Below are 19,716 nucleotides of genomic sequence, written 5' to 3'. Positions count from 1 at the left end.
GTGATCCTGGAAGATCCGGAGCTGAAGGCTTATTATAAGTCACTGGCTGGGCCGGGGCAGAATGCTTATAATATGGCAGTGAAGGATGCTTACAGGTCTCCTGAAGTGCAGAATATTCAGTTTGAAGAAGAGACTGTGGTGGTGACTGCGAAAGATGAATTCAGGGTAGCAGAAGTGCAGGTACGGGTGGTGGATGCTGCCGGCAGCATATTGGAAAAAGGTAAGGCTGTTTTAGGCAGGAATGGAGTGGATTGGTATTATAAGGCGGCCAGTCTGCCGCCGGGGGGCAAAGTAATAATTGTGGCAGTAGATTTGCCCGGGAATGAAACAGTCAGGGAAGTGAAATTGGAATAAACTCCAACCATTACTAAGAGAGCGGGCTAAATTTTAAAAGCAACACTAAGGCTGCTTTTAAGATTGATTTCTTCAAAGATCGTCTTTGATAGCGTGAGTAGTTCCGATTTATACAATTTTCCCGGTTGCAGCCAGGGTACATTTGTCCTGCTTTCGTATCTTTAAGCAGATCATTACCACATGACCTACCGTGAATTAAAACCGGGTAAGCCTTTACAGGCATATGTAAAGTGTTATTACATTTATGAATCTGTCAGTAGCGTGACATTTGATGACCTCGTGTTCCCCAGTGGCAATACCGAAGTCATCTTCAATTTAGGCAGTGGGAGTTGGCAAACCCGCCCCGGTGATCAGTTTGTAACGACGCCACCCGTTGAACTATGGGGACAACTTGTAACCCCCTTACCCGTCAGATCAATTGGCTGCAATACCATGTTGGGCGTTCGGTTTTATCCCCATGGGGCAGTAGCTATTTTACATGATAAGATAGACCAGTTTAATAACCAGGTCATTGACGCCACCGACGTATTGGGAAATGTGACCCGTTCCCTGCATACACAGTTACTCAACACTCCTGACTGGCAGCAACGAATTGAACTACTGGAGGCATTTCTTATACAACAGCTAACCACAGCTGAAAAGAAACTGCCGAAAATTGCGATGATATACGATATGATGAATGAGTTGCAGCAAACACCCTACCTGAGCATGGAGACAATAGCCGGCAGATATGGTATTTCTGCCCGTTATATGCAACAGCTGTTTGTGCATCATACAGGATTAACCCCGAAATTATACAGTCAGATTACCCGTTTCCAAAAAAGCCTGCAGCTGGTTACTGCAAATGAAATGTCACTTACAGCGGTGGCGTATGAATGTGGATATGCAGACCAGTCACACTTTATCAGGGAGTTTAAAAGTTTTACAGGCAGTACGCCTTCCGCATTAGTATAGTTCCGAATTATTCAATTTCCCTTTTCTTTTCGCACCTAAATTTGTACATAAATTTTAAAATATGGCATCTCCGTATCAACAATTTAAGCAACTACATCATCAGGACGGATTATTCTTATTGCCGAATGCATGGAATGTTACCAGTGCCTTACAATACCAGGAAGCACAATATCCCGCTGTGGCTACTACCAGTGCAGCTGTTGCCGGTAGTCTCGGTTATGAAGATGGGGAACAGATACCGTTTGAAGAATACCTGTTGATCATACGTCGTATCAAATCTGCTGTACAGGTGCCTGTATCAGTAGATCTGGAAAAGGGGTATGGCGATACACCGGAAGCGGTATACGAAAATTTACAAAAGCTGGTAGATCTCGGTATAGCAGGTATTAACATAGAAGACTCCCAGGGAAAGGCATTGCAGGATGCAGATGTATTTGCAAAGAAAATTACATTTTTAAAAAACAAACTGGCTGCCGCTAACCAGGAATTGTTTTTTAATCTACGTTGCGATACTTACTTATTAGATGTGCCCAATAAGCAGGAGGAAACTTTACGTCGGTTAAAACTATATGAAAACACCGGTGCAGACAGTATCTTCTTACCATTTGCTGTAAACCCGGATGATATTGCAGCTGCTGTTAACAACAGTACATTGCCTGTCACACTAATGAGCACACCGACCTTGCCGGATTTCACCACGCTCGAAAGACTGGGTGTAAAGCGGGTAAGTATGGGGGCATTTCTTTTCAGAAAGCTATACAGTGGTATTGTTCCATTGGCAGAGGCAATTAAGACTGCCAATAATTTCTCGCCGCTATTTTAAAACCTGATAAAAACAAATTACATGCAATTTTTGGGCGTTGGAGAGCCCACATGAACATTAGAAGCCGCTACCATGAAAGTAGCGGCTTCTCATTAAAAAGGAGTATCACAGGAATGTGGTTATGTAGTCATACGGGATTTTGATGGAGGGGCATTCACGATTCCTCAAAGCCCATTACCGCACAGCACCTGATGCAATGAACTGGAGTATTAGATTGGTCACGCGCACAGGTAGCGATTATGAAACCAGATACAGAGCCGTGCGCTCCGTGCCATTTTCCGTGATCTGATTAGTGCACGTGATGGTGCTACGTATTTTGCAGGAAGAATATGGGGTATTATCTAAAATAAAAAAAGCTACAATCATCGATTGTAGCTTTTTTGTTGCCTGACCTGGATTCGAACCAAGACAAACAGAGTCAGAGTCTGTCGTACTACCGTTATACTATCAGGCAATAGTTATTTGTCGTTCGGGACGGCAAAATTATAACATTATTAAATAAAAAGCAAAATTTATTTTAGAAATTTCCTGATAAGCTTCAAGTCACCAGCCTAATCTGTTTAAAAAAAAGCCCCGCATACCATGCGGGGCCTTCTTTCTATAAAAAAAAGATTATTTATAAGTCGCCGCCAGTTGCAATGCTTTATAAGCATTTACCACACCACCTGTCTTACAAAGGTCACTCATAGACACTTCCTTAGGCTGACCTTCTTCATCACCAATTGTTACAGGATGCTCAATTTTAACTACAGATTTTAAGATGATCTCTTTCACCTGCAGCGCCGTCAGTTTAGGATAATAAGAACGGATCAGTGCAGCCAGACCCGTTACTACCGGTGCCGCCATACTGGTACCATCATGGTAATCATACTTAGAGCCGGGAACTGAAGAATAAATCGCTACACCAGGTGCAAACACATCTACCGCATTCTTACCATAGTTAGAAAAAGAAGCTGGCAGACTCTCATCATCCTCCGGACCTGAAGCACCTACTTCAATCCACGCCTCAGCAATACCACCGCCCAGGTAAGTACGGTTAGGATAGTTCGCCACAGAATCTGTGTTCTGACCATCGTTTCCTGCTGCATGTACCAGCAGCACGTCTTTAGACATAGCATATTTCACCGCATCGTCTACCACTTTCTTATTAGGAGAGTAAGGTTTACCAAAGCTCATATTGATCACTTTAGCACCATTGTCTACTGCATATCGCAGTGCATTCGCCACATCCTTATCTCTTTCATCACCATTAGGTACAGCACGAACTGACATGAGCAATACATTGTCAGCCACGCCATTGATACCCAGGTTATTATTACGGCCAGCACCGATGATACCCGCTACGTGGGTACCGTGATCCGCATCGGGACCGGTTACATCGTTATTGCCATAATAGTGTTCTTCAGGGTTTGCATAATTGTCACCTACAATTGCGCGGTTGTCATAATCCAGGTTCAGCTGGTAATCCACCTGCTCTTTGAAGTGATTATATGCTCCATCCAGTTCAGCGGTTTTGAAGGTTTTATAGTCATTGTAGCGCAGTAGCTGCTGGCTCACTACGTCCTTGATCTGTGCTTCTACCGGGTTGTCTGCATTAAATGTCTGGAAATCAGCAGCAGTAGGATTCTCCTTGTTCATTTTGGCCACCATAGTGTCCAGCATACCCCTGAAGCGGGACACGCCGTACAGGGTCTTTTTGGCATCATCCAGCTCCTGCTCATATTTTTCACGCAGCTGCTTGTACTGGGCAAGACCGGTTGTATCTGCAGATGGATTGGCAAAACGGGCCTGACCTGCACGTACCAGGCGGGTCAGCTCCAGGTTGTCATAATCTACATTGCCTTTGGCAGAACCGATGAAGTCCCAGCCATTAATATCGTCTGAATAGTGATTCTTGTCATCGTCTTTACCATTATCTCTTTTCTCCTTTAGGTTCACCCAGAGGGCAGATTTCAGGTCTTCATGAGCGGTATCTACACCGCTGTCGATAATGGCTACTACTACAGGTTTAGATTTTTTGTCTTTCAGCAGTTCGTTGTATGCCTTCTCTATGCTGATACCGAAAACGGAATCTTTTTGCAGATCCATATTTTGCCAGTTGGGCACCTGTGCTTGCACCAAAGAGGCTGACAATAACAGTGCTGCGGCAATGGCTGCGTTTTTGAAAATCTTCATATGTTTTGATCATTGACTCCACAGTAGCAGTTCAATAGTAAATATGTGCTCCCGGGGTAGGTTTTATTGTTTGTTTTTAAAGTTGTCTGAGCGCAAGGGGGCTTTAAAGGCCGAAAATAGCCATTATAAACCTTTAAAAATGTTAAAAATTAAAGTAGGCAATCACTGCCAGCCACACTACAGCCATGATAATCAACGGTATCCACGCAGGTAATAATTTGTATGGAGGGATGCCCCTTAATAGCAGGCGCCATACCGGAAAGCTCAATAGAAGGGCAAAAATAAGGGAGGGTACAAAAATGACGTCAGTTCTGCCGGTCCTGTTATGCAGAATCATCTGCAAATGGAAGTATTCAAATAGCATAGCACCCAGCATGACAAAGGGAATGCTCTTTAACCGGCCTGTATTTCGGAGGTTTACGCAAAAAAGAATGGCGCCACCAATGGGCGTCATCAATATCGTATAGATGGCAATAAAGATCCTTGAATAAAGCGCCGTTCTTTGATCACTACTTGCTGTCATACATTAAAAAATATGTCGCAAGATAGTATAAAAAGAAAGAGGTCCACAATTGCGGACCTCTTTCTTTCATTTATTTCCATCCCCCGCCAAGGCTTCGGTACAGCGTCACAACGGCTTGCAGCTGTTGCAGTTTGTCGCTGATACTGTTCAGCTGGGCGGTGAGCAGGCTTTGTTCTGATGTCAGTACATCCGTGTAGTTGGTATTGGAGGTGTACTTCAGTAACTCTTTCGTATAGTCCACAGCTTTTTGCAGGTAAGTGATCTGCTGGCCCCTGATGGCGGCCTTATCTACGGCGGCATTGTAGTCAAACAGGGCGTTGGTCACCTCCTGGCCGGCGGTGAGCAGGGTCTGCTTGTAGGTAGCCAGGTACTCTTCCTGGTTAGCTTCCGCCACCCGTAACCGTTGCTTGTTCTGCCCCTGCTGGAAGATAGGCTGGGTCAGGCTCCCTACAATGCTCCCGAATAAGTGAGAAGCATCGAAGTAGTTATTCAGGGTGGTGCCATTCAAACCTCCCGTAGCTGTAATAGACAGGCTGGGGTAGAAGTAGGTTCTGGCCACATTGGTCAACTCGTAGTAATAACGGAGCTGGTATTCAGCTTCCTGTACATCCGGGCGATTGGCCAATAACTGGGCCGGTACCCCTGTTTTCAGATCCGCATTTACCGATTGTTCCGCCAGGGTACCTCTTTCGATAGCGCCGGGTGAGCGCCCCAGGTATACGCTGATAGCGTTTTCTGTTTCCCGGATGTTTTGCAACAAATCCGGAATTGTCACTTCTGCGGAGTAGCGGTTGGCTTCACTCTGTACTACATCAGCCCCGGTTACCACATCACTTTCCTTCAGTGTTTTCATGGTCTCCACATCTGCCTTACGGTTTTCCACGGTCTGACGGGTGATGCGCAATTGTTCGTCATATGCCAGCAGTGCATAGTAATTGGTGGCAATGTTGGCAATCAGCTGGGTCAGTACGGCCCTGCGGTAAGCTTCACTTTGCAGAAAGGAGGCCAGGTAAGCCCGCTTGGTGCTGCGCAGTTTTCCCCATATATCTGCTTCCCAGCTGGCAGACGCATACAACTCGTAAGTGCGGTTAGCGGTGATAAAGTTACCACCCTGAGAGGCAGCTACCTTTTGCTGGGTTACAGAAGCAGTTGCATCCACCGTTGGCAGAAAAGCCAGTTTACTCTGGCGCAGATTGGCCGCTGCCGCTTTGATGCGGGCAGTGGCAACCTTCAGGTCCAGGTTATTTTCTATGCCTTCCCTGATCAGGGCCTGCAGGTGGGGATCGGTGAATAACTGAGTCCATGGCAGGTTGGCCATGGTTGTGGTATCGGTAGTTGTACTGTCGCGGTACAACTTACTGTCTGCCACATTCTCCGGCTGCTTGTAGGGCTTTGTGACCCTGCACGAAACAGCAAAGGTAGCAGCAGCGAGTATAACCAACAGTGCTTGTTTATTACTGGATTTCATGTGTTACGCTTTTAGTGTCAGTATCGTCCTCTTCTTCGTGTCTTTTGGTGCTTACCTTTTCCTGTAAGGTTTGGAAGATGATGAATAATACAGGAATCATGAATACGCCGATCACAGTCCCAAAGAGCATCCCGCCTACAGCCGCTGTACCAATGGAGCGGTTACCATTCGCACCGGCGCCGGTGGCGAACATCAGGGGCATCAGGCCAAAGATGAAGGCAAAGGATGTCATGAGGATAGGCCGGAGACGGGCTTTTGCACCTTCTACCGCCGAGTCTCGTATCGTCATACCACGTCGCCGTCTTTCCACCGCATACTCTACGATCAGGATGGCATTCTTTGCCAGCAGACCAATGAGCATGATCAGCGAAATCTGGAGATAGATATTATTGTCAATACCAAAAATGCGGGCAAAGAGGAAGGTACCTGTCAACCCTACCGGCAGTGACAGCAGTACTGCGAATGGCAACAGATAACTTTCGTACTGTGCACTCAACAGGAAGTATACGAATACCAGGCAGAGAATGAACACATATATCGATTGGGTACCACTGCTTTGTTCCTCACGGCTGATACCGGAGAATTCATAACCATAACCCGGTGGCAGTTTTTCTTTCGCCACTTCTTCAATCGCCTGCAGTGCCTGACCGGAGCTATAACCATTATTGGGCGCACCACTTACTGACATGGAGGTGAACAGGTTGAAACGCGCAATGCTTTCCGGGCCATATACCCTGGTCAGTGTTACAAATTCGGTGATAGGTGCCATATTGGAATCGGACGTCTTCACATAGATCTTGTTCAGTCCTTCAATATTTGCCCTGTAGGCGGTATCTGCCTGGATCATTACACGGTATTGCTTACCAAACAGGTTGAAGTTGGATGCGTAATAACCACCATAGTACACCTGCATTGCATTCATGATGTTATCCACCGTAAGGCCGGCTTCTTTCACTTTGGCCACGTTTACTTCCATCAGGAACTGGGGAAAGTTAGGGTTGAAGGTGGTAGAAGCATATTGTATTTCAGGACGTTTGCCCAGTTCAGCGAGGAAGTTCTGTGCTACCTTGTAAAACTCGTCGGTGGTATGCCCACCTTTATCCTGCAACTGGAAGGAGAAACCACCGGCCACACCGAAACCGGTGATGGTAGGCAGGGAGATCGGAAGGATCTGTGCGCCTCTGATATACGATGACTTTTGCATAATGGCGCCAATTACATCCGTATTGCTCATGGTACGATCTTTCCAGTTTTTCAGTTCCAGGATGATCATGGCATATGAGCTACCACTACCAGCCAGGATGTTCTGACCCACCATGCGCAGTGAATTGTTCACAGCTGGAATAGTACGGGCTATGCTGTCCAGCTGATTGGCAACGACGGTGGTACGTTCCATAGAAGTAGCAGCAGGCATACTCACGTTCACGAATATAGTACCCATGTCCTCGTCCGGCACAAAGCTGCTGGAAGTGGATGTCATAAGGTAATACAGGCTGCCACCGAAGAGGGCAACACCCAGCAGTACCAGCCAGATCCTTTTAGACAGGAAGGTAACAGAGCGGGTATATTTATTGGTAACGGTTTCGAAAGCGGTATTAAAGGAAGTATAAAACCGCTCCATTACATTCTTCTTCTTATGTTCATCTGCATGTGATCTCAGAAAGAGAGCTGCCAGCGCAGGGCTCAGCGTCAATGCGTTCACCGCAGAGAGGATGATGGCGATTGCCAGGGTAATACCAAATTGCTTATAGAATACACCTGTAGAGCCGCTGATGAATGTTACCGGTACGAATACCGCTGCCATTACGAGGGTAATGGAAACGATCGCCCCTGAGATCTCATTCATCGCATCGATCGACGCTTTGCGCGATGACTTATACCCCGTATCCAGTTTGGCGTGTACCGCCTCGACGACGACGATGGCATCATCCACCACAATACCAATGGCCAGTACCAATGCGAACAAAGTTAACAGGTTGATACTGAAACCAAACAGGTTCAGGAAGAAGAAAGTACCAATGATCGCAACCGGTACAGAGATAGCAGGGATGAGGGTAGACCTGAGGTCCTGCAGGAAGATGAACACCACGATAAATACGAGGACGAAGGCTTCGAGCAGGGTATGAATTACCTTTTCGATACTGGCATCCAGGAATCTGTTGATGTCCACCAGGTTGGTGGTATGCAATCCTTTCGGGAAGTTCTTTTGAGCTTCTGCAATGATTTTTTTACAGTCGTCGATCACCTGGCTGGCGTTGGAACCCGCTGTCTGGTTGATGGATATGTTGGTAGCCGGATACCCATTTACAGTAGCCATACTGTTGTAAGACTGTGCACCCAGTTCAATACGGGCAATGTCTTTCAGACGCAGGAATTGTCCGTTGCCGGTCGATTTGATGATGATGTTACCAAATTCATTGATACTTTTCAGCTTACCGGAATAGCGGATTACGTATTGGAAGCTTTGGTTACCCTGCTCCCCAAATTTACCTGGGGCGGCTTCGATGTTCTGATCGCTGAGGGCGGCTGTTACATCAGAAGGTACCAGGCCATATACAGACATCGCATCTGGTTTGAGCCAGATACGCATGGAGTAGTTCATGCTACCGAAGGCACTTGCATTACCTACCCCGTTTACCCTTTTCAGGGCAGGGATCAGGTTGATTTCTGCATAGTTTTGCAGGAAGGTCTGATCATAAGCGGGGTTCTCGCTATAGATAGCGGTGATGAGCAGGTTACTGCTCTGTTGTTTTTTTACGGTTACACCCGCCTGTGTTACTTCGGCAGGTAGCAGGCTGGAAGCGGTAGATACACGGTTCTGTACGTCTACAGCTGCCATGTCAGGGTCACGGCCTACTTCGAAATAAACACTGATTGTAGCGGAGCCGTCGTTGGTAGCGGTACTGGTCATGTAGGTCATCCCTTCCACACCATTGATCTGTTCTTCCAGCGGCACGATTACACTCTTCAGTACCACGTCGGCATTGGCCCCGGTGTAGCTGGCAGATACCTGCACCGTAGGAGGGGCGATGTCCGGGTATTGCGCTATGGGCAGCGATACGAGTCCCAGGATACCCAGTATGACAATGATCACCGAGATCACCGTACTGAGTACAGGACGTTCTATGAATGTCTTAAGCATAATTCCTTTTTTAATAATGGGCTAGTCAATCTTCTGGTAAAGGCTGTCGGCATTGACAGCGCGTGGTTTGATCAGCGTACTGTCGCGCAGGGTGCTGGCGCCTTCCAACACAACTTTATCGCCGGGTTTTAATCCACTCTTCACAATGAAGAACTGCCCGTTGTCATTGGCGGTAGTCGTGATGGCCTGACTGATAGTATAGTTATCCTTGGTCACGATATATGCAAAGCGTTTGTCCTGTAGTTCGTATGTAGCTCCCTGGGGAATAACCAGGGCAGAATCTTCAGATCTTGGAACTCTGATGATTGCGCTGGCACCACTTTTAATGATGCCCATCGGGTTCGGGAAGGTTGCTTTGAACTGAACGGTACCGGTAGAAGTAGCGATTAATCCACTGGCAGTTTCAATTTTACCTTTCAGGGAATATTCGCTGCCATTGGCAAGCACCATTGTTACTTCGGGCAGGTGTTTTACTTTTTCTTCGAGCGTATTGCCGGGTACTTCTTCAGAAAAGTCCAGCAGCTGTTTTTCGTTCAGGGAGAAATAGGCGTATACGTTACCTATGTTAGAAAGGGTGGTCAGTGCTTCGGTGCTGGTGCTGCTTACCAGGGCGCCAATCTTGTAAGGGATGGTACCAATTACGCCATCAGCAGGCGCTTTGATGATAGTGTACCCCAGGTTGGTTTCGGCATTGGCCAGTGTGGCCTGTGCCTGTGCCAGTGCTGCCTGTTTGGCTTCCAGTGTGTACTGTGCAGATTCCAGCTGGTACTTGCTCACAATATCTTTTTCTACCAGCGGTCGTACTTTATTCACATCCATCTGCGCTGCATTCACATCGGCAACAGCGCTTTTGATAGCGGCTCTGGCAGTTACCACATCCTGTTCGTACTGCGGGTTGTTGATGGTAAACAGCAATTGTCCTTTCTTCACGTTGGCACCTTCGTTTACATAAATCTCTTTTACATATCCATCTACTTTAGGCCGGATCTCTATGACCTGCTGCCCCTGGATGGTAGCAGGAAAGTCATAGTGTATTGTGGCTTTGATGGGGGTTAACGAAATGACTGCATAGTCTTTTGCCGCGTTGGCCTGGCCCGGAGTCCCCTTTTTGTTATTGCCACAGGACAGCAGTAGAAGTGCTGCGCCGGCGACTGGTAAATACATCTTTGACATATAAGTTTTATATTATGTACATGACTAAAAAGTTCAGCTGATCATAAGGGGTAAATAGCTTGCTGACTACTTGTTAAAGAGCATATCCAGTATCACTGTTTTCCTTTCTTTAACAATCTTTTCATATTCCTGTTCATTCAGTCCAAACAAATGCTGATTAAGGGGTTTCACGATAAATGGATAAACCACAAGCGAAAACAGGTTCATAATAAAGTGCACAGGATTGGAACGCTGGATGGTTCCTTTATCCATTTCCTGCTGTACTTCATTTAAGAAGTGTTTCATAAACACTTCCGGCTCCAGGTCGTTCCTGAAGTGATGGCCGTTGTACATGCTGGTAGTCATGGAGATCTCCAGGTATGGATAGGTTTGTAGCCGCTTCAGAAATACGTCTATAAACTGTTCTATCTTGTTCCTGAAGGGAAGTGCTGCACTCAGCACAGATTGGGATTCCCTGATAGATTCCAGCCTGGCTTTTTCAAATACTGCGTCAAACAGCAGGTCCCTGGATCTGAAATAATAATGTATCAGGGTCCGGTTCACACCCGCAGCATCGGCAATATCCTGTGTAGTGGCGTGCAGGCGGCCTTCTGTGAAGAAGACACACATAGCAGTATCAATGATATGCTGCTCTGTTTTTTTATCTTTTGCCGCCATGTTTAACAAAATTGTCAAACAAAAGTAAGGGTAGGTGGAAAAGGAATTGGGGACAACGCGCCAAATTGGCGATTTTCTGAGATGTAAACGGAAATTTATACGGACATCACTTCCTGTTGAAAAGCACTGGGCCTTTTGTTCGTCACCTGGTAAAATACCTTACTGAAAGCAGCTATATTACTATATCCCGTTTGGTAAGCAATCTCGCTCAGGGTCTGGTTTGTTTGCAATATCATCTCTATTCCTTTTACTACCCGCAGCATTTTCAGGTATTGCACAAAGGACATATCCAGTATATTATGAAATAGTCGGGAAAGTGTACGGGGACTTATATCAAATTCATTGCTAAGAGAATCGAGTGTTATTTCCTGGTCAAAATGACGGCCGATGAATTGAAGGATGGGGGCCAGGCGTTCATGCGTGGTGGTAGGCAGGGCTACAGGCAGGATAGTCGTACTCACTTCGGGCAATATATCTTTCAGGGAGGCCAGGAACCGGAAGCCGGGTTCACCGGCACGGATATGTCCTTTCCAGCGGGCGGTATAGTTGATCATCTGCAACAGCAGCTCATTTACAGGATAAATGCCCATCTTATTATAAAAGGGGGATTGCTGGTCATCTGAATTATAAAAATATATGTTGCGGGTAGCTGTGAACCTGGAGTGCCGGACCTGAATGTAGTGTTCCTGGTGCTTGGGTATCCATATATAATGGCGCGCGGGGATAACAAATGATCTGTCCGGCAGGTTACAATAAGCGATACCGCCTTCCACATAGGTCAGCTGCCCTTTCTGATGAGCATGCATGGGCCATTTGCGTTCTACTTTATCAGTCATTACAAATACCGAATCGGGAATTGTGTCAATGTCTGCTAAATATTCTTCGAGGAACATGTGGCGCGTTTGGATAAATAATTGGCAAGTTAGATAAAATGGCGCGTTTCCCATAGTACTAACTTTGCATGCAGAATAATGATTATGCGATCGAATACCAAAAGGGTACGTGCATTACTGCCAGCTGTAATTTTTTCGATGTGTGCAGTAGCACAAACACCTTCCGATACTTCCGCCCCAATACATTTAACACTTGAACAGGTATGGGATAAAGCAGCACAGAACAACAAAAAGGTTCAGATGGCTCGTATCCGTGTACAAACCAGTGAAGAATCCCTGAAAAATGCAAAGGCTGAAAGACTGCCGGAGATTGATGTAAGTGGAGCTTATGCAAGGGTAACGAATATGCCTATGTATGAAGATGGATATTTTCATACACCTACGCAATACCCGGTGTTACACAACTACTACAAGGTAGGGGGCGATGCTTATTTCAATATATACAATGGAAATAAGACCAACCTTGAAATTCAAAAAGAACAAACGGAACATGCTATAACGAAAGAACAAGAGAATCTGACGCTGTCTGAAGTCAAATTCAGTGCGGCGGTATGTTACCTGGATCTGGTGCGCAGCTGCCGGTTCAAAGAATTAATAGCAAAGGATATAGAAGACCAGCAGAAACAGTTGGCCCACATCCAGGAACTACAAAAGAATGGTGTTGTACTGAAGAGTGATGTGTTGAGAGCACAGTTGAGATTGTCCCGGCAGCAGATGGGGATGGTGCAGATTGACAATGATATTGCAATTGCCTGTCAGCGGCTTGCTATCCTGATTGGTGACAATGAAAATGAGCGCATAGATGCGGATAGTATGCTTACTGATGGCAATGCAATACCGGGATCTTATGAAGAATACCTGGATATAGCGGCCACACATGCGTTCCAGTTGAAAATTTCAGAAGGGGAATCAGTACTGAAAGAGCTGACGCTGAAAAGCGTAAAGGCAAACGTCTCGCCAAAGGTAGGACTGTTTGCAGAATACAATTTCGCTTATCCGCAGATACAGTTCTACCCTTATGCAAATGCGGCCTATGGATTAGGAATGTATGGTGTAAAAGCAAGCCTTCCTGTTTCCTCCTTCTATCATAACAGGCACAAAGAAAAGGCAGCTGTCCTTGAATTAAAAAGAGAAGAAATAGCGCACGAAGAAACCAGTGATGTAATCAGACAACAGGTAAAAGAAGCTTACCTCCGTTACCAGGAAGCGCTGACGAGAATAGATGTGGCAGAGACCAATATCAGGCAGGCAACGGAAAACGCAAGGATTGTAAACAACACCTATTTTAACCAGTTATCCCTCGTGACCGACCTGCTGGATGCCGACACACAGATGCTCCAGACTCGTTTTGACCTCGTTTCAGCTAAGATCGCAGCACGCGTACAATACTATCAGTTACAAAAAGTAATAGGCAATTTATAATTATGGCAAATTATGCAAAGACCGATAAGGTGATAACTACTATCACCGGATGGGTAGCCGGTTTAATTTTAGTGGGATTGGCGATATGGGGCATCATCACGCTCATGACCCTATATAAGTTTGAAGAGACGAATGATGCCCAGGTAGAAGAATATATCAACCCTATCACAAACCGGGTAGTGGGATATGTTACAAAGATCAACTACGAAGAAAACCAGGATGTGAGAAAAGGAGATACCCTGCTCCTGATTGACGACAGTGAATATAAATTACAGCAGCAGGAAGCGAATGCTGCCCTGATGAATGCGAAGGCACAAATACAGGTACTGGAATCAGGGATCTCTACAACGGCGAAAACAGCGACGGTCACACAGGCCCAGATTGCGGCTGCAAAAGCGAAGTTGTGGAAGCAACAGCAGGAAATGGACCGTTATCAAAAACTATATGATGTGGAATCGGCTACCAAACAGCAGCTGGAAAATGTGCAGACAGCACTGGATGTAGCGAAGGCAGATTACCAGGCAGCGTTGAACAACTATGCGGCTGCTGAATCGAAGGTAGGAGATATCAAAGCACAGAAGCAGGCGCTGATGGCCGAAATAGCGCGTAGAGAAGCCATGTTGGGCAGAAATACACTGGATGTATCCTATACTGTGATAAAAGCCCCATACGATGGCAAAATGGGCCGTCGTACCATCGAAGAAGGACAGCTGGTACAGGCCGGACAGACACTGGCATTCATTGTGAACCAGACTGCCGGTAAATGGATTGTGGCCAACTTTAAGGAAACGCAGGTGCGCCATATGCGCGCAGGGCAGGCCGCGAAGATTGAAATAGATGCTTACCCCGGAAAGATATTTAATGGTCAGGTAGAATCTTTATCTCCTGCTACTGGTTCCCGTTTTTCATTGTTACCCCCGGATAACTCAACAGGTAATTTTGTAAAGATTGTACAACGTATACCAGTACGCATCAAATTGACTGACAAAGCAGGTGCTGATTTATTACTTCGCGCAGGTATGAATGCAACTGTGAAGATTGCAAAAGCACAATGACAAAAAAACTGACGATATTCAAACCATGGGCTACGGCTTCGGAATGGTTTATCAGGTTTGTGATATTTCTGAACCTGTTGCCAAACCTGCTGATGTTCGGTATCTCTGTATCCAGTGGACCTGGTTCTGCGGGCTATTATGGTATAGAGCCGTCGGATGTACAGTATTCCATGGTATTGTTCTATGCTTCACTGGCAGGGTTCTTTGCATTGGAGAGACGATTCTTTCAATACATTGCCACGAAGGAATACCTGTTGATGGGAGCGGTGATACAGATTCTGACCTCATACGGCTGTTACAAAACGCATAACCTGTATATCTTACTGAGCCTGCGTTTCATTCAGGGCATGGCGAACTGTATATCATCTTCTGTATGTATTACATTGATCTTTAGCCGGCTGCGGAGCAATCGCCAAAGGGAGATCGGGTATTCACTTTTTTATATGAACCTGTTGTGTATTACAGCAGTCAGCACGCTGATCACAGCACCATTGCTAGATGCGTTTGATTATAATGTGCTGTACAAGTGGATGATCTTTACATATATTCCTGGTACCTTATTGCTGTTTATCATGATGAACCCAGTGCGGTTGAATAAGCGGTTTCCGTTGTACCAGCTGGATTGGGCGAGTTTTGTGATATATACGACGGGATTGAGTTTATTGGGATATGTGTTGTTGTACGGGCAGCAATATTATTGGTTTAGTGATAGCAGAATTTTGTGGGCGGCGATTGGGGTAGTGGTATTGGGCGTGTTGCATGTGATCAGGCAGCAGTATCTGAAACGGCCTTATCTTAGTCTGGAGGTGTTTAAGAACCGGAACTATATGGTGGGGATGGTGTTGATCTTTGTATTGTACATCTGCAGGGGGGCTTTGAATATTACGAACAACTACTTTACGGGCGTATTGGGTATGGACCCTATACATCTGTCTTACATCCTGTTGGCGAATGTGGCGGGGATTTTTTTGGGTGTACTGGTGAGTTCACGTATGATTACCACGTATGTGAAGATGAGGTGGATATGGCTGATTGGCTTTAGTTTATTGCTGGTGTTTCACCTGTGGATGAACTTCCTGTTTGCAACAATGGCGGATGCAGATACATTCATTACCCCGTTGATAATACAAGGGATGGGTGCGGGTATGCTGATGGCGCCGATTATTATCTTTTGTATTTCATCAGTGCCGGCTCATTTGGGGAGTACGGCATCGGCTACGGGGGTATTGTTCCGTTTTACTGGTTTTTGTGGCAGTATAGCGTTGATCAATTATTTCCAGTTGTATGATAAGAGCAGGCATTATAATCGATTCCTGGATAAGCTGACTACATTGGATCCCTTGGTGAATTCCAAATTAGGGATATATAAGGCTGGATTAATGACGAAGGGCATGCCTGCAGACAGGGCGGCGAAAGCAGCTACAGGGTTGTTGTACAGGTCTGCGGATGTACAGGCGCAGATCAGGTTTTCGATGGATTATTACTATCTGATCAGTATATTGATTATTGGGGTGATATTGTTGATAGCGTGGGTGCCGTATTTGAATAAGACGGTGATAGATTTAAGGAGGAACCAACCGGCGCCGGCGGCTTATTAGGTAGAGGAGAATTGTTTTTCTGTAAGCAATAATGAAAACGTCAGTAAGATGATCATGGGCAAGACCTGGTATCGCAACACTACCGGTGTCGCAAATACACTAAAACCGAAGTTGATAACCAGGAATGCAATGGTCAATAAAATAGCAATTCTGAAGGTTACATGTTTCTCTTTTATTTTGCGGTCTGCCAGGAAGAAAAATGCACAGATGGCAAAATAAATATTCAACCCCATGAAAAAGAGGGGATAGGGCCGGAAGATCCGGCCCTGAAAATTAATATGAGGTATCAGGGATACTTTATTGCTTTTTAAATTGAACCAGGTGACTGCTGGTTTCCATACATCAAGTTTACCAATATTATAAGATCCAAATTTCTCGAGATAAGGATTGAAGTAGTTCTTCACATTAGGCCACAAATAATAGCGGGAAAAGGCCAGTGGATAATGCGTAATCAACCATTTCCCATAAGCATTGTAAACAGGCGATACAGATCCCCATGCCTGGAACCAACCCGGAGCCCCGGTTAGGTTAGCCCTTCCATGGCTGTACATATAAGGTTTTAAAATAGCCTGAGGCACTTTAATAAAGAAGGTGCCTGGCACAGCAGCGAGATCGGCTTCAGTGAGCGCTTTGGCCTGCCAAAATGCTTTTGTCACACTGTCGAGCGTCCGGGTACGTGGAGGTAATTCTGTGCTATCCACATTGATGTGCCCATACATATACAGTGCATTATTAGCCAATTGCCATCCTCCGAATACAGAGAATTCTGCTGTTCCTGTTAATTTTTTTGTTTCCTGTTGCGTATAAATAATGAATGGAATAATCAATACCCAGGGTAATATGACTGCTACCAGTTTCAAAGACCATTTATAATCTGAGAGCATGATTGCGATCACTGTCAGCAATGGATAATAGATGGCTGTATAACGAATGGAAAACGCAATCGCAATCAATACTGCCTGAAAAATTATATTGCCAGTTCGTGGCCGATGAAACATCCATAAGTATTGTGTAAACAATACCAGGCTGATAGCGCAAAAAATAGCATCACTGAGTATACAATTTGCCAATACGAGGAATATGGGATTAAGGAAAAGAAAAATGAACAGGGCTATGGTATAACGAATTGAAAGAAGATACAGGTAACGTATAGTGAAAAAGAAATATAGTAATGTGACGACCAGTATGAAATACTGGATATACACCAACCCTATGTGAGAGGATGTAAAGAGATGAATAAACGCCAGAAACCTGGAATACCCAACCGGCCATAAATTGACATTCATGTGGTAGAGGTTGGTATCGATATAACTATAGGAGTCAGAAATGAAATCAGGGTAGGGATAAAAGTGTTTAAATACCATCAGCTGAATGAGCCCAACAATAAAGGCAATCGCCAGATACAACCTGTTGGTATTATTCTTGAATATGAAAGGAAGGAAAGGTAGAGATGTTCCCATAGAATCAGTTGTAGTATTTACAAATTTGAGCCTGGTTAATGGGGATTGAGCTAAAGTTAACAAAAATTCGAAAAACTATGAAACAGATAATCATCCTCTCCCTCGGCATATTACTGCTAAATAGTTGCGCTTCGGACTACTACGTAGCCGAGCGCCCTGCCCCACCACCGGTAATCGTACAGCCGGCACCTCCTTATCCCGGAGCAGTCTGGATTGGAGGTGAATACAGATGGCGTAGCGGTAACTATTACTATGTACAGCCGCACTATGTACGCCCGCGCCCCAATCGTGTTTACGTACCCGGGCACTGGAACAGCGGTCCGAGAGGCCATTCCTGGAAGAAAGGCCATTGGCGCTAACCGCCGGCCTCCCGTTCAAATTTTTCTTTCAATATCTCCTTTAATGGCTTTCTCAGAATCCTCGATTCTGTCCACGCCGAAAAATCAAAAAGCTGTAGCTGGTGTTTTTCATAAGGATCCTGCCTGATCTGCTGAAACACCACCTGCAGCTTTTTCCATAAAGTAATCCTATGCGCCATCACCGGGGATAACTCTCCGGCACTTAAAAACTTAATCATCGTACGTTCTAATAAAAACGCACGTTTATTATCCGGCCGCAGATATCGCCTGAAAGCGCGTGTTTCATAACGAATGTATTCATAGTTGCCCAGCTCATATTGAATGAGCAGGTGTACCAACCTAAAAGTTCGGTAGAGGGGGAGTGTGCTGTATAAACTACTTTGCTGCAATACCTGGTCCAGTGCATTATGCGCATTGTTGATATCACCACTACCCAGGTATACAAGCGTCCGCGATAAATAAATCTCTGCACGCTGTACAAGTGTTAACAACTGTAAATGTAAAGAAGGCAGTAACTCCTGCTGCAAAACCAATGCGCGATCAAACTCTCCACTATCAATGTGTATAGCCGGTGAGTAAAGGAATAACAGCCGTACAATCATCACACTGAAATAACTAGAAGTAGCTTTAAAGCGTAATACTTTGTCCAAAAATAATGACAGCTCTTTATACCTCCTGGCCGCCCGCAGGCTATACAAAATTCCTTCTATTACCATCAGCTGATCTCCCGGTGCTTCATACAAAGGTGCTGATTCATAAAAGTATTGCAGTGCAGTAGAAAACTCTCCTGCCAGCAAAAAATAATGTGCCTGAAAGAGCAGGTGCAATTTCTGATCTGTATTCACCAATGCTTCTCTGGCCGCCATTTCATCCAGCGCCTGCCGCTCTGCCGGCGTACGTGCAGGACCGCTGTATAGCCATTGATAGCGTAGTTGTTCATACAATGCCTGTTGTTCCTGGTAGTTGTTCAACTGTTTGATAGTAGTAGAAATCCCGGCCTGTTTTTCCTTTAGTTCCATTTCACTGATCTCAGGAAAATTCAATAACTGCATTAACTGCATTTCCTGCTGCCGGCTCCATAGTGATAATATCCATTGTGCTTTCATGTCTGCCTGTTCAGTCGTTTTCTGTAATTGCTTCAATGCATCTTCATACAAGGATCTTTCTACCAATATCTCAGCCTTGAGCAGGCCGGCAATCTGTGGTTCTCTCTGTAACCGCATGTGGAGTAGACAATCCAGTAACACCTTATACAGGTACTTACCCGATACTTCATAACTACTACCTGCATATTGTTGCTGAAAGGCAGCTTTTGCCGCTGCAGGGCCGGAAAAAGAATGTCTGTCCAGCAGGTCAAACAGGTTGACATAGTCTTTGTTCCCCTGTTGCATGGATGAATATAAACGGAAATACCTTTTTTCCGCTTTGGTAAGTGTACTAACAAGCCTGCCAAGCATATCAGCTTTAGCCATAGTTCAAGTTGTTTTAAATGTTCAGGGCACTTTTAACGGTTACTCAACGTGATATATAAGAGGGTAGATGATTTGTCTCTACAGCACCATTAACGTGATCAAGGTTGATGTCGGCGACAAAGTAAGTCAGAATTTCCTAAGGCAGGAATAATGCAGCCTACTTTCACATGGCATTGTCGGTATTGTAT

General features: G+C 45.4%; 16 protein-coding genes and 1 tRNA gene. 7 read left to right on the top strand and 10 right to left on the bottom strand.

All coding sequences use genetic code 11. The features are described from left to right. From ABDW16_RS24155 to ABDW16_RS24145, 3 genes are all read left to right on the top strand, one after another. On the top strand, positions 1 to 354 hold a 354-nt coding region (locus tag ABDW16_RS24155), incomplete at its 5' end, for a hypothetical protein (RefSeq protein ID WP_343673328.1). A gap of 180 nt (positions 355 to 534) precedes the next feature. Further along, positions 535 to 1,308 carry a helix-turn-helix transcriptional regulator gene (locus ABDW16_RS24150; protein ID WP_343673327.1) on the top strand — a complete coding sequence of 258 codons (774 nt, stop codon included), beginning with the start codon at positions 535 to 537 and terminating at the stop codon, positions 1,306 to 1,308. Positions 1,309 to 1,369: 61 nt separating this feature from the next. Next, positions 1,370 to 2,131, top strand: coding sequence for an isocitrate lyase/phosphoenolpyruvate mutase family protein (locus tag ABDW16_RS24145; protein ID WP_343673325.1), 762 nt, complete (start codon positions 1,370 to 1,372; stop codon positions 2,129 to 2,131). A 383-nt stretch (positions 2,132 to 2,514) separates the two neighbouring features. Here ABDW16_RS24145 and ABDW16_RS24140 read toward each other — a convergent pair. From ABDW16_RS24140 to ABDW16_RS24105, 8 genes are all read right to left on the bottom strand, one after another. After that, positions 2,515 to 2,585: transfer RNA gene (locus ABDW16_RS24140), tRNA-Gln, on the bottom strand. Between the two features lie 158 nt (positions 2,586 to 2,743). Further along, complete coding sequence (locus ABDW16_RS24135; RefSeq protein ID WP_343673323.1) at positions 2,744 to 4,306, bottom strand: S8 family peptidase; 1,563 nt, start codon at positions 4,304 to 4,306, stop codon at positions 2,744 to 2,746. A gap of 142 nt (positions 4,307 to 4,448) precedes the next feature. Then, positions 4,449 to 4,829, bottom strand: a complete 381-nt coding sequence (locus ABDW16_RS24130; RefSeq protein WP_343673321.1) for a hypothetical protein — start codon at positions 4,827 to 4,829, stop codon at positions 4,449 to 4,451. A gap of 70 nt (positions 4,830 to 4,899) precedes the next feature. Next, positions 4,900 to 6,297 (bottom strand): efflux transporter outer membrane subunit, encoded by a 1,398-nt coding sequence (locus tag ABDW16_RS24125; RefSeq protein WP_343673319.1) that lies wholly within the window; start codon positions 6,295 to 6,297, stop codon positions 4,900 to 4,902. Further along, a complete protein-coding gene (locus tag ABDW16_RS24120; protein ID WP_343673318.1) occupies positions 6,284 to 9,439 on the bottom strand; it encodes an efflux RND transporter permease subunit in 3,156 nt (1,051 codons plus the stop codon). Before ABDW16_RS24120 ends, ABDW16_RS24125 begins: the two co-directional genes overlap by 14 nt. Positions 9,440 to 9,460: 21 nt before the next feature. Further along, positions 9,461 to 10,612, bottom strand: a complete 1,152-nt coding sequence (locus ABDW16_RS24115; protein ID WP_343673317.1) for an efflux RND transporter periplasmic adaptor subunit — start codon at positions 10,610 to 10,612, stop codon at positions 9,461 to 9,463. A gap of 66 nt (positions 10,613 to 10,678) precedes the next feature. Next, a complete protein-coding gene (locus tag ABDW16_RS24110) occupies positions 10,679 to 11,269 on the bottom strand; it encodes a TetR family transcriptional regulator (RefSeq protein ID WP_343673316.1) in 591 nt (196 codons plus the stop codon). A gap of 95 nt (positions 11,270 to 11,364) precedes the next feature. Next, positions 11,365 to 12,162, bottom strand: a complete 798-nt coding sequence (locus ABDW16_RS24105; RefSeq protein WP_343673315.1) for an AraC family transcriptional regulator — start codon at positions 12,160 to 12,162, stop codon at positions 11,365 to 11,367. Between the two features lie 84 nt (positions 12,163 to 12,246). On the opposite strand from ABDW16_RS24105, the gene ABDW16_RS24100 reads away from it, so the two are divergent. From ABDW16_RS24100 to ABDW16_RS24090, 3 genes are read left to right on the top strand one after another with little or no spacing between them, the layout of a single operon-like run. Then, positions 12,247 to 13,584 (top strand): TolC family protein, encoded by a 1,338-nt coding sequence (locus ABDW16_RS24100; protein ID WP_343673314.1) that lies wholly within the window; start codon positions 12,247 to 12,249, stop codon positions 13,582 to 13,584. 2 nt (positions 13,585 to 13,586) lie between these two features. Continuing rightward, a complete protein-coding gene (locus ABDW16_RS24095; protein ID WP_343673313.1) occupies positions 13,587 to 14,639 on the top strand; it encodes an HlyD family secretion protein in 1,053 nt (350 codons plus the stop codon). Then, complete coding sequence (locus ABDW16_RS24090; RefSeq protein WP_343673312.1) at positions 14,636 to 16,237, top strand: MFS transporter; 1,602 nt, start codon at positions 14,636 to 14,638, stop codon at positions 16,235 to 16,237. The genes ABDW16_RS24095 and ABDW16_RS24090 overlap by 4 nt, the downstream gene beginning before the upstream one ends. On the opposite strand, the gene ABDW16_RS24085 is transcribed toward ABDW16_RS24090, so the two are convergent. Further along, entirely contained in the window at positions 16,234 to 17,697 is a 1,464-nt protein-coding gene (locus ABDW16_RS24085) for a hypothetical protein (RefSeq protein ID WP_343673311.1), read from the bottom strand. The two genes, ABDW16_RS24090 and ABDW16_RS24085, sit on opposite strands and share 4 nt — an antisense overlap. Before the next feature lie 77 nt (positions 17,698 to 17,774). On the opposite strand from ABDW16_RS24085, the gene ABDW16_RS24080 reads away from it, so the two are divergent. Then, positions 17,775 to 18,056 (top strand): hypothetical protein, encoded by a 282-nt coding sequence (locus ABDW16_RS24080; protein WP_343673310.1) that lies wholly within the window; start codon positions 17,775 to 17,777, stop codon positions 18,054 to 18,056. Here the strand turns inward: ABDW16_RS24080 and ABDW16_RS24075 are convergent. Continuing rightward, the gene (locus ABDW16_RS24075; RefSeq protein WP_343673309.1) at positions 18,053 to 19,528 is read right to left on the bottom strand and encodes a hypothetical protein; all 1,476 of its coding nucleotides are present in this window, start codon (positions 19,526 to 19,528) and stop codon (positions 18,053 to 18,055) included. The two genes, ABDW16_RS24080 and ABDW16_RS24075, sit on opposite strands and share 4 nt — an antisense overlap. Between the last annotated feature and the right edge of the window lie 188 nt (positions 19,529 to 19,716).

The organism is Chitinophaga sp., assembly GCF_039596135.1.
Lineage (GTDB): Bacteria > Bacteroidota > Bacteroidia > Chitinophagales > Chitinophagaceae > Chitinophaga.
This window is presented reverse-complemented; position numbering and strand designations above follow the sequence as displayed.

Coding starts and splice junctions, on each gene's coding strand:
- ABDW16_RS24150 (WP_343673327.1), top strand. CDS start 535: ATGACCTACCGTGAATTAAAACCGGGTAAGCCTTTACAGGCATATGTA.
- ABDW16_RS24145 (WP_343673325.1), top strand. CDS start 1,370: ATGGCATCTCCGTATCAACAATTTAAGCAACTACATCATCAGGACGGA.
- ABDW16_RS24135 (WP_343673323.1), bottom strand. CDS start 4,306: ATGAAGATTTTCAAAAACGCAGCCATTGCCGCAGCACTGTTATTGTCA.
- ABDW16_RS24130 (WP_343673321.1), bottom strand. CDS start 4,829: ATGACAGCAAGTAGTGATCAAAGAACGGCGCTTTATTCAAGGATCTTT.
- ABDW16_RS24125 (WP_343673319.1), bottom strand. CDS start 6,297: ATGAAATCCAGTAATAAACAAGCACTGTTGGTTATACTCGCTGCTGCT.
- ABDW16_RS24120 (WP_343673318.1), bottom strand. CDS start 9,439: ATGCTTAAGACATTCATAGAACGTCCTGTACTCAGTACGGTGATCTCG.
- ABDW16_RS24115 (WP_343673317.1), bottom strand. CDS start 10,612: ATGTCAAAGATGTATTTACCAGTCGCCGGCGCAGCACTTCTACTGCTG.
- ABDW16_RS24110 (WP_343673316.1), bottom strand. CDS start 11,269: ATGGCGGCAAAAGATAAAAAAACAGAGCAGCATATCATTGATACTGCT.
- ABDW16_RS24105 (WP_343673315.1), bottom strand. CDS start 12,162: ATGTTCCTCGAAGAATATTTAGCAGACATTGACACAATTCCCGATTCG.
- ABDW16_RS24100 (WP_343673314.1), top strand. CDS start 12,247: ATGCGATCGAATACCAAAAGGGTACGTGCATTACTGCCAGCTGTAATT.
- ABDW16_RS24095 (WP_343673313.1), top strand. CDS start 13,587: ATGGCAAATTATGCAAAGACCGATAAGGTGATAACTACTATCACCGGA.
- ABDW16_RS24090 (WP_343673312.1), top strand. CDS start 14,636: ATGACAAAAAAACTGACGATATTCAAACCATGGGCTACGGCTTCGGAA.
- ABDW16_RS24085 (WP_343673311.1), bottom strand. CDS start 17,697: ATGGGAACATCTCTACCTTTCCTTCCTTTCATATTCAAGAATAATACC.
- ABDW16_RS24080 (WP_343673310.1), top strand. CDS start 17,775: ATGAAACAGATAATCATCCTCTCCCTCGGCATATTACTGCTAAATAGT.
- ABDW16_RS24075 (WP_343673309.1), bottom strand. CDS start 19,528: ATGGCTAAAGCTGATATGCTTGGCAGGCTTGTTAGTACACTTACCAAA.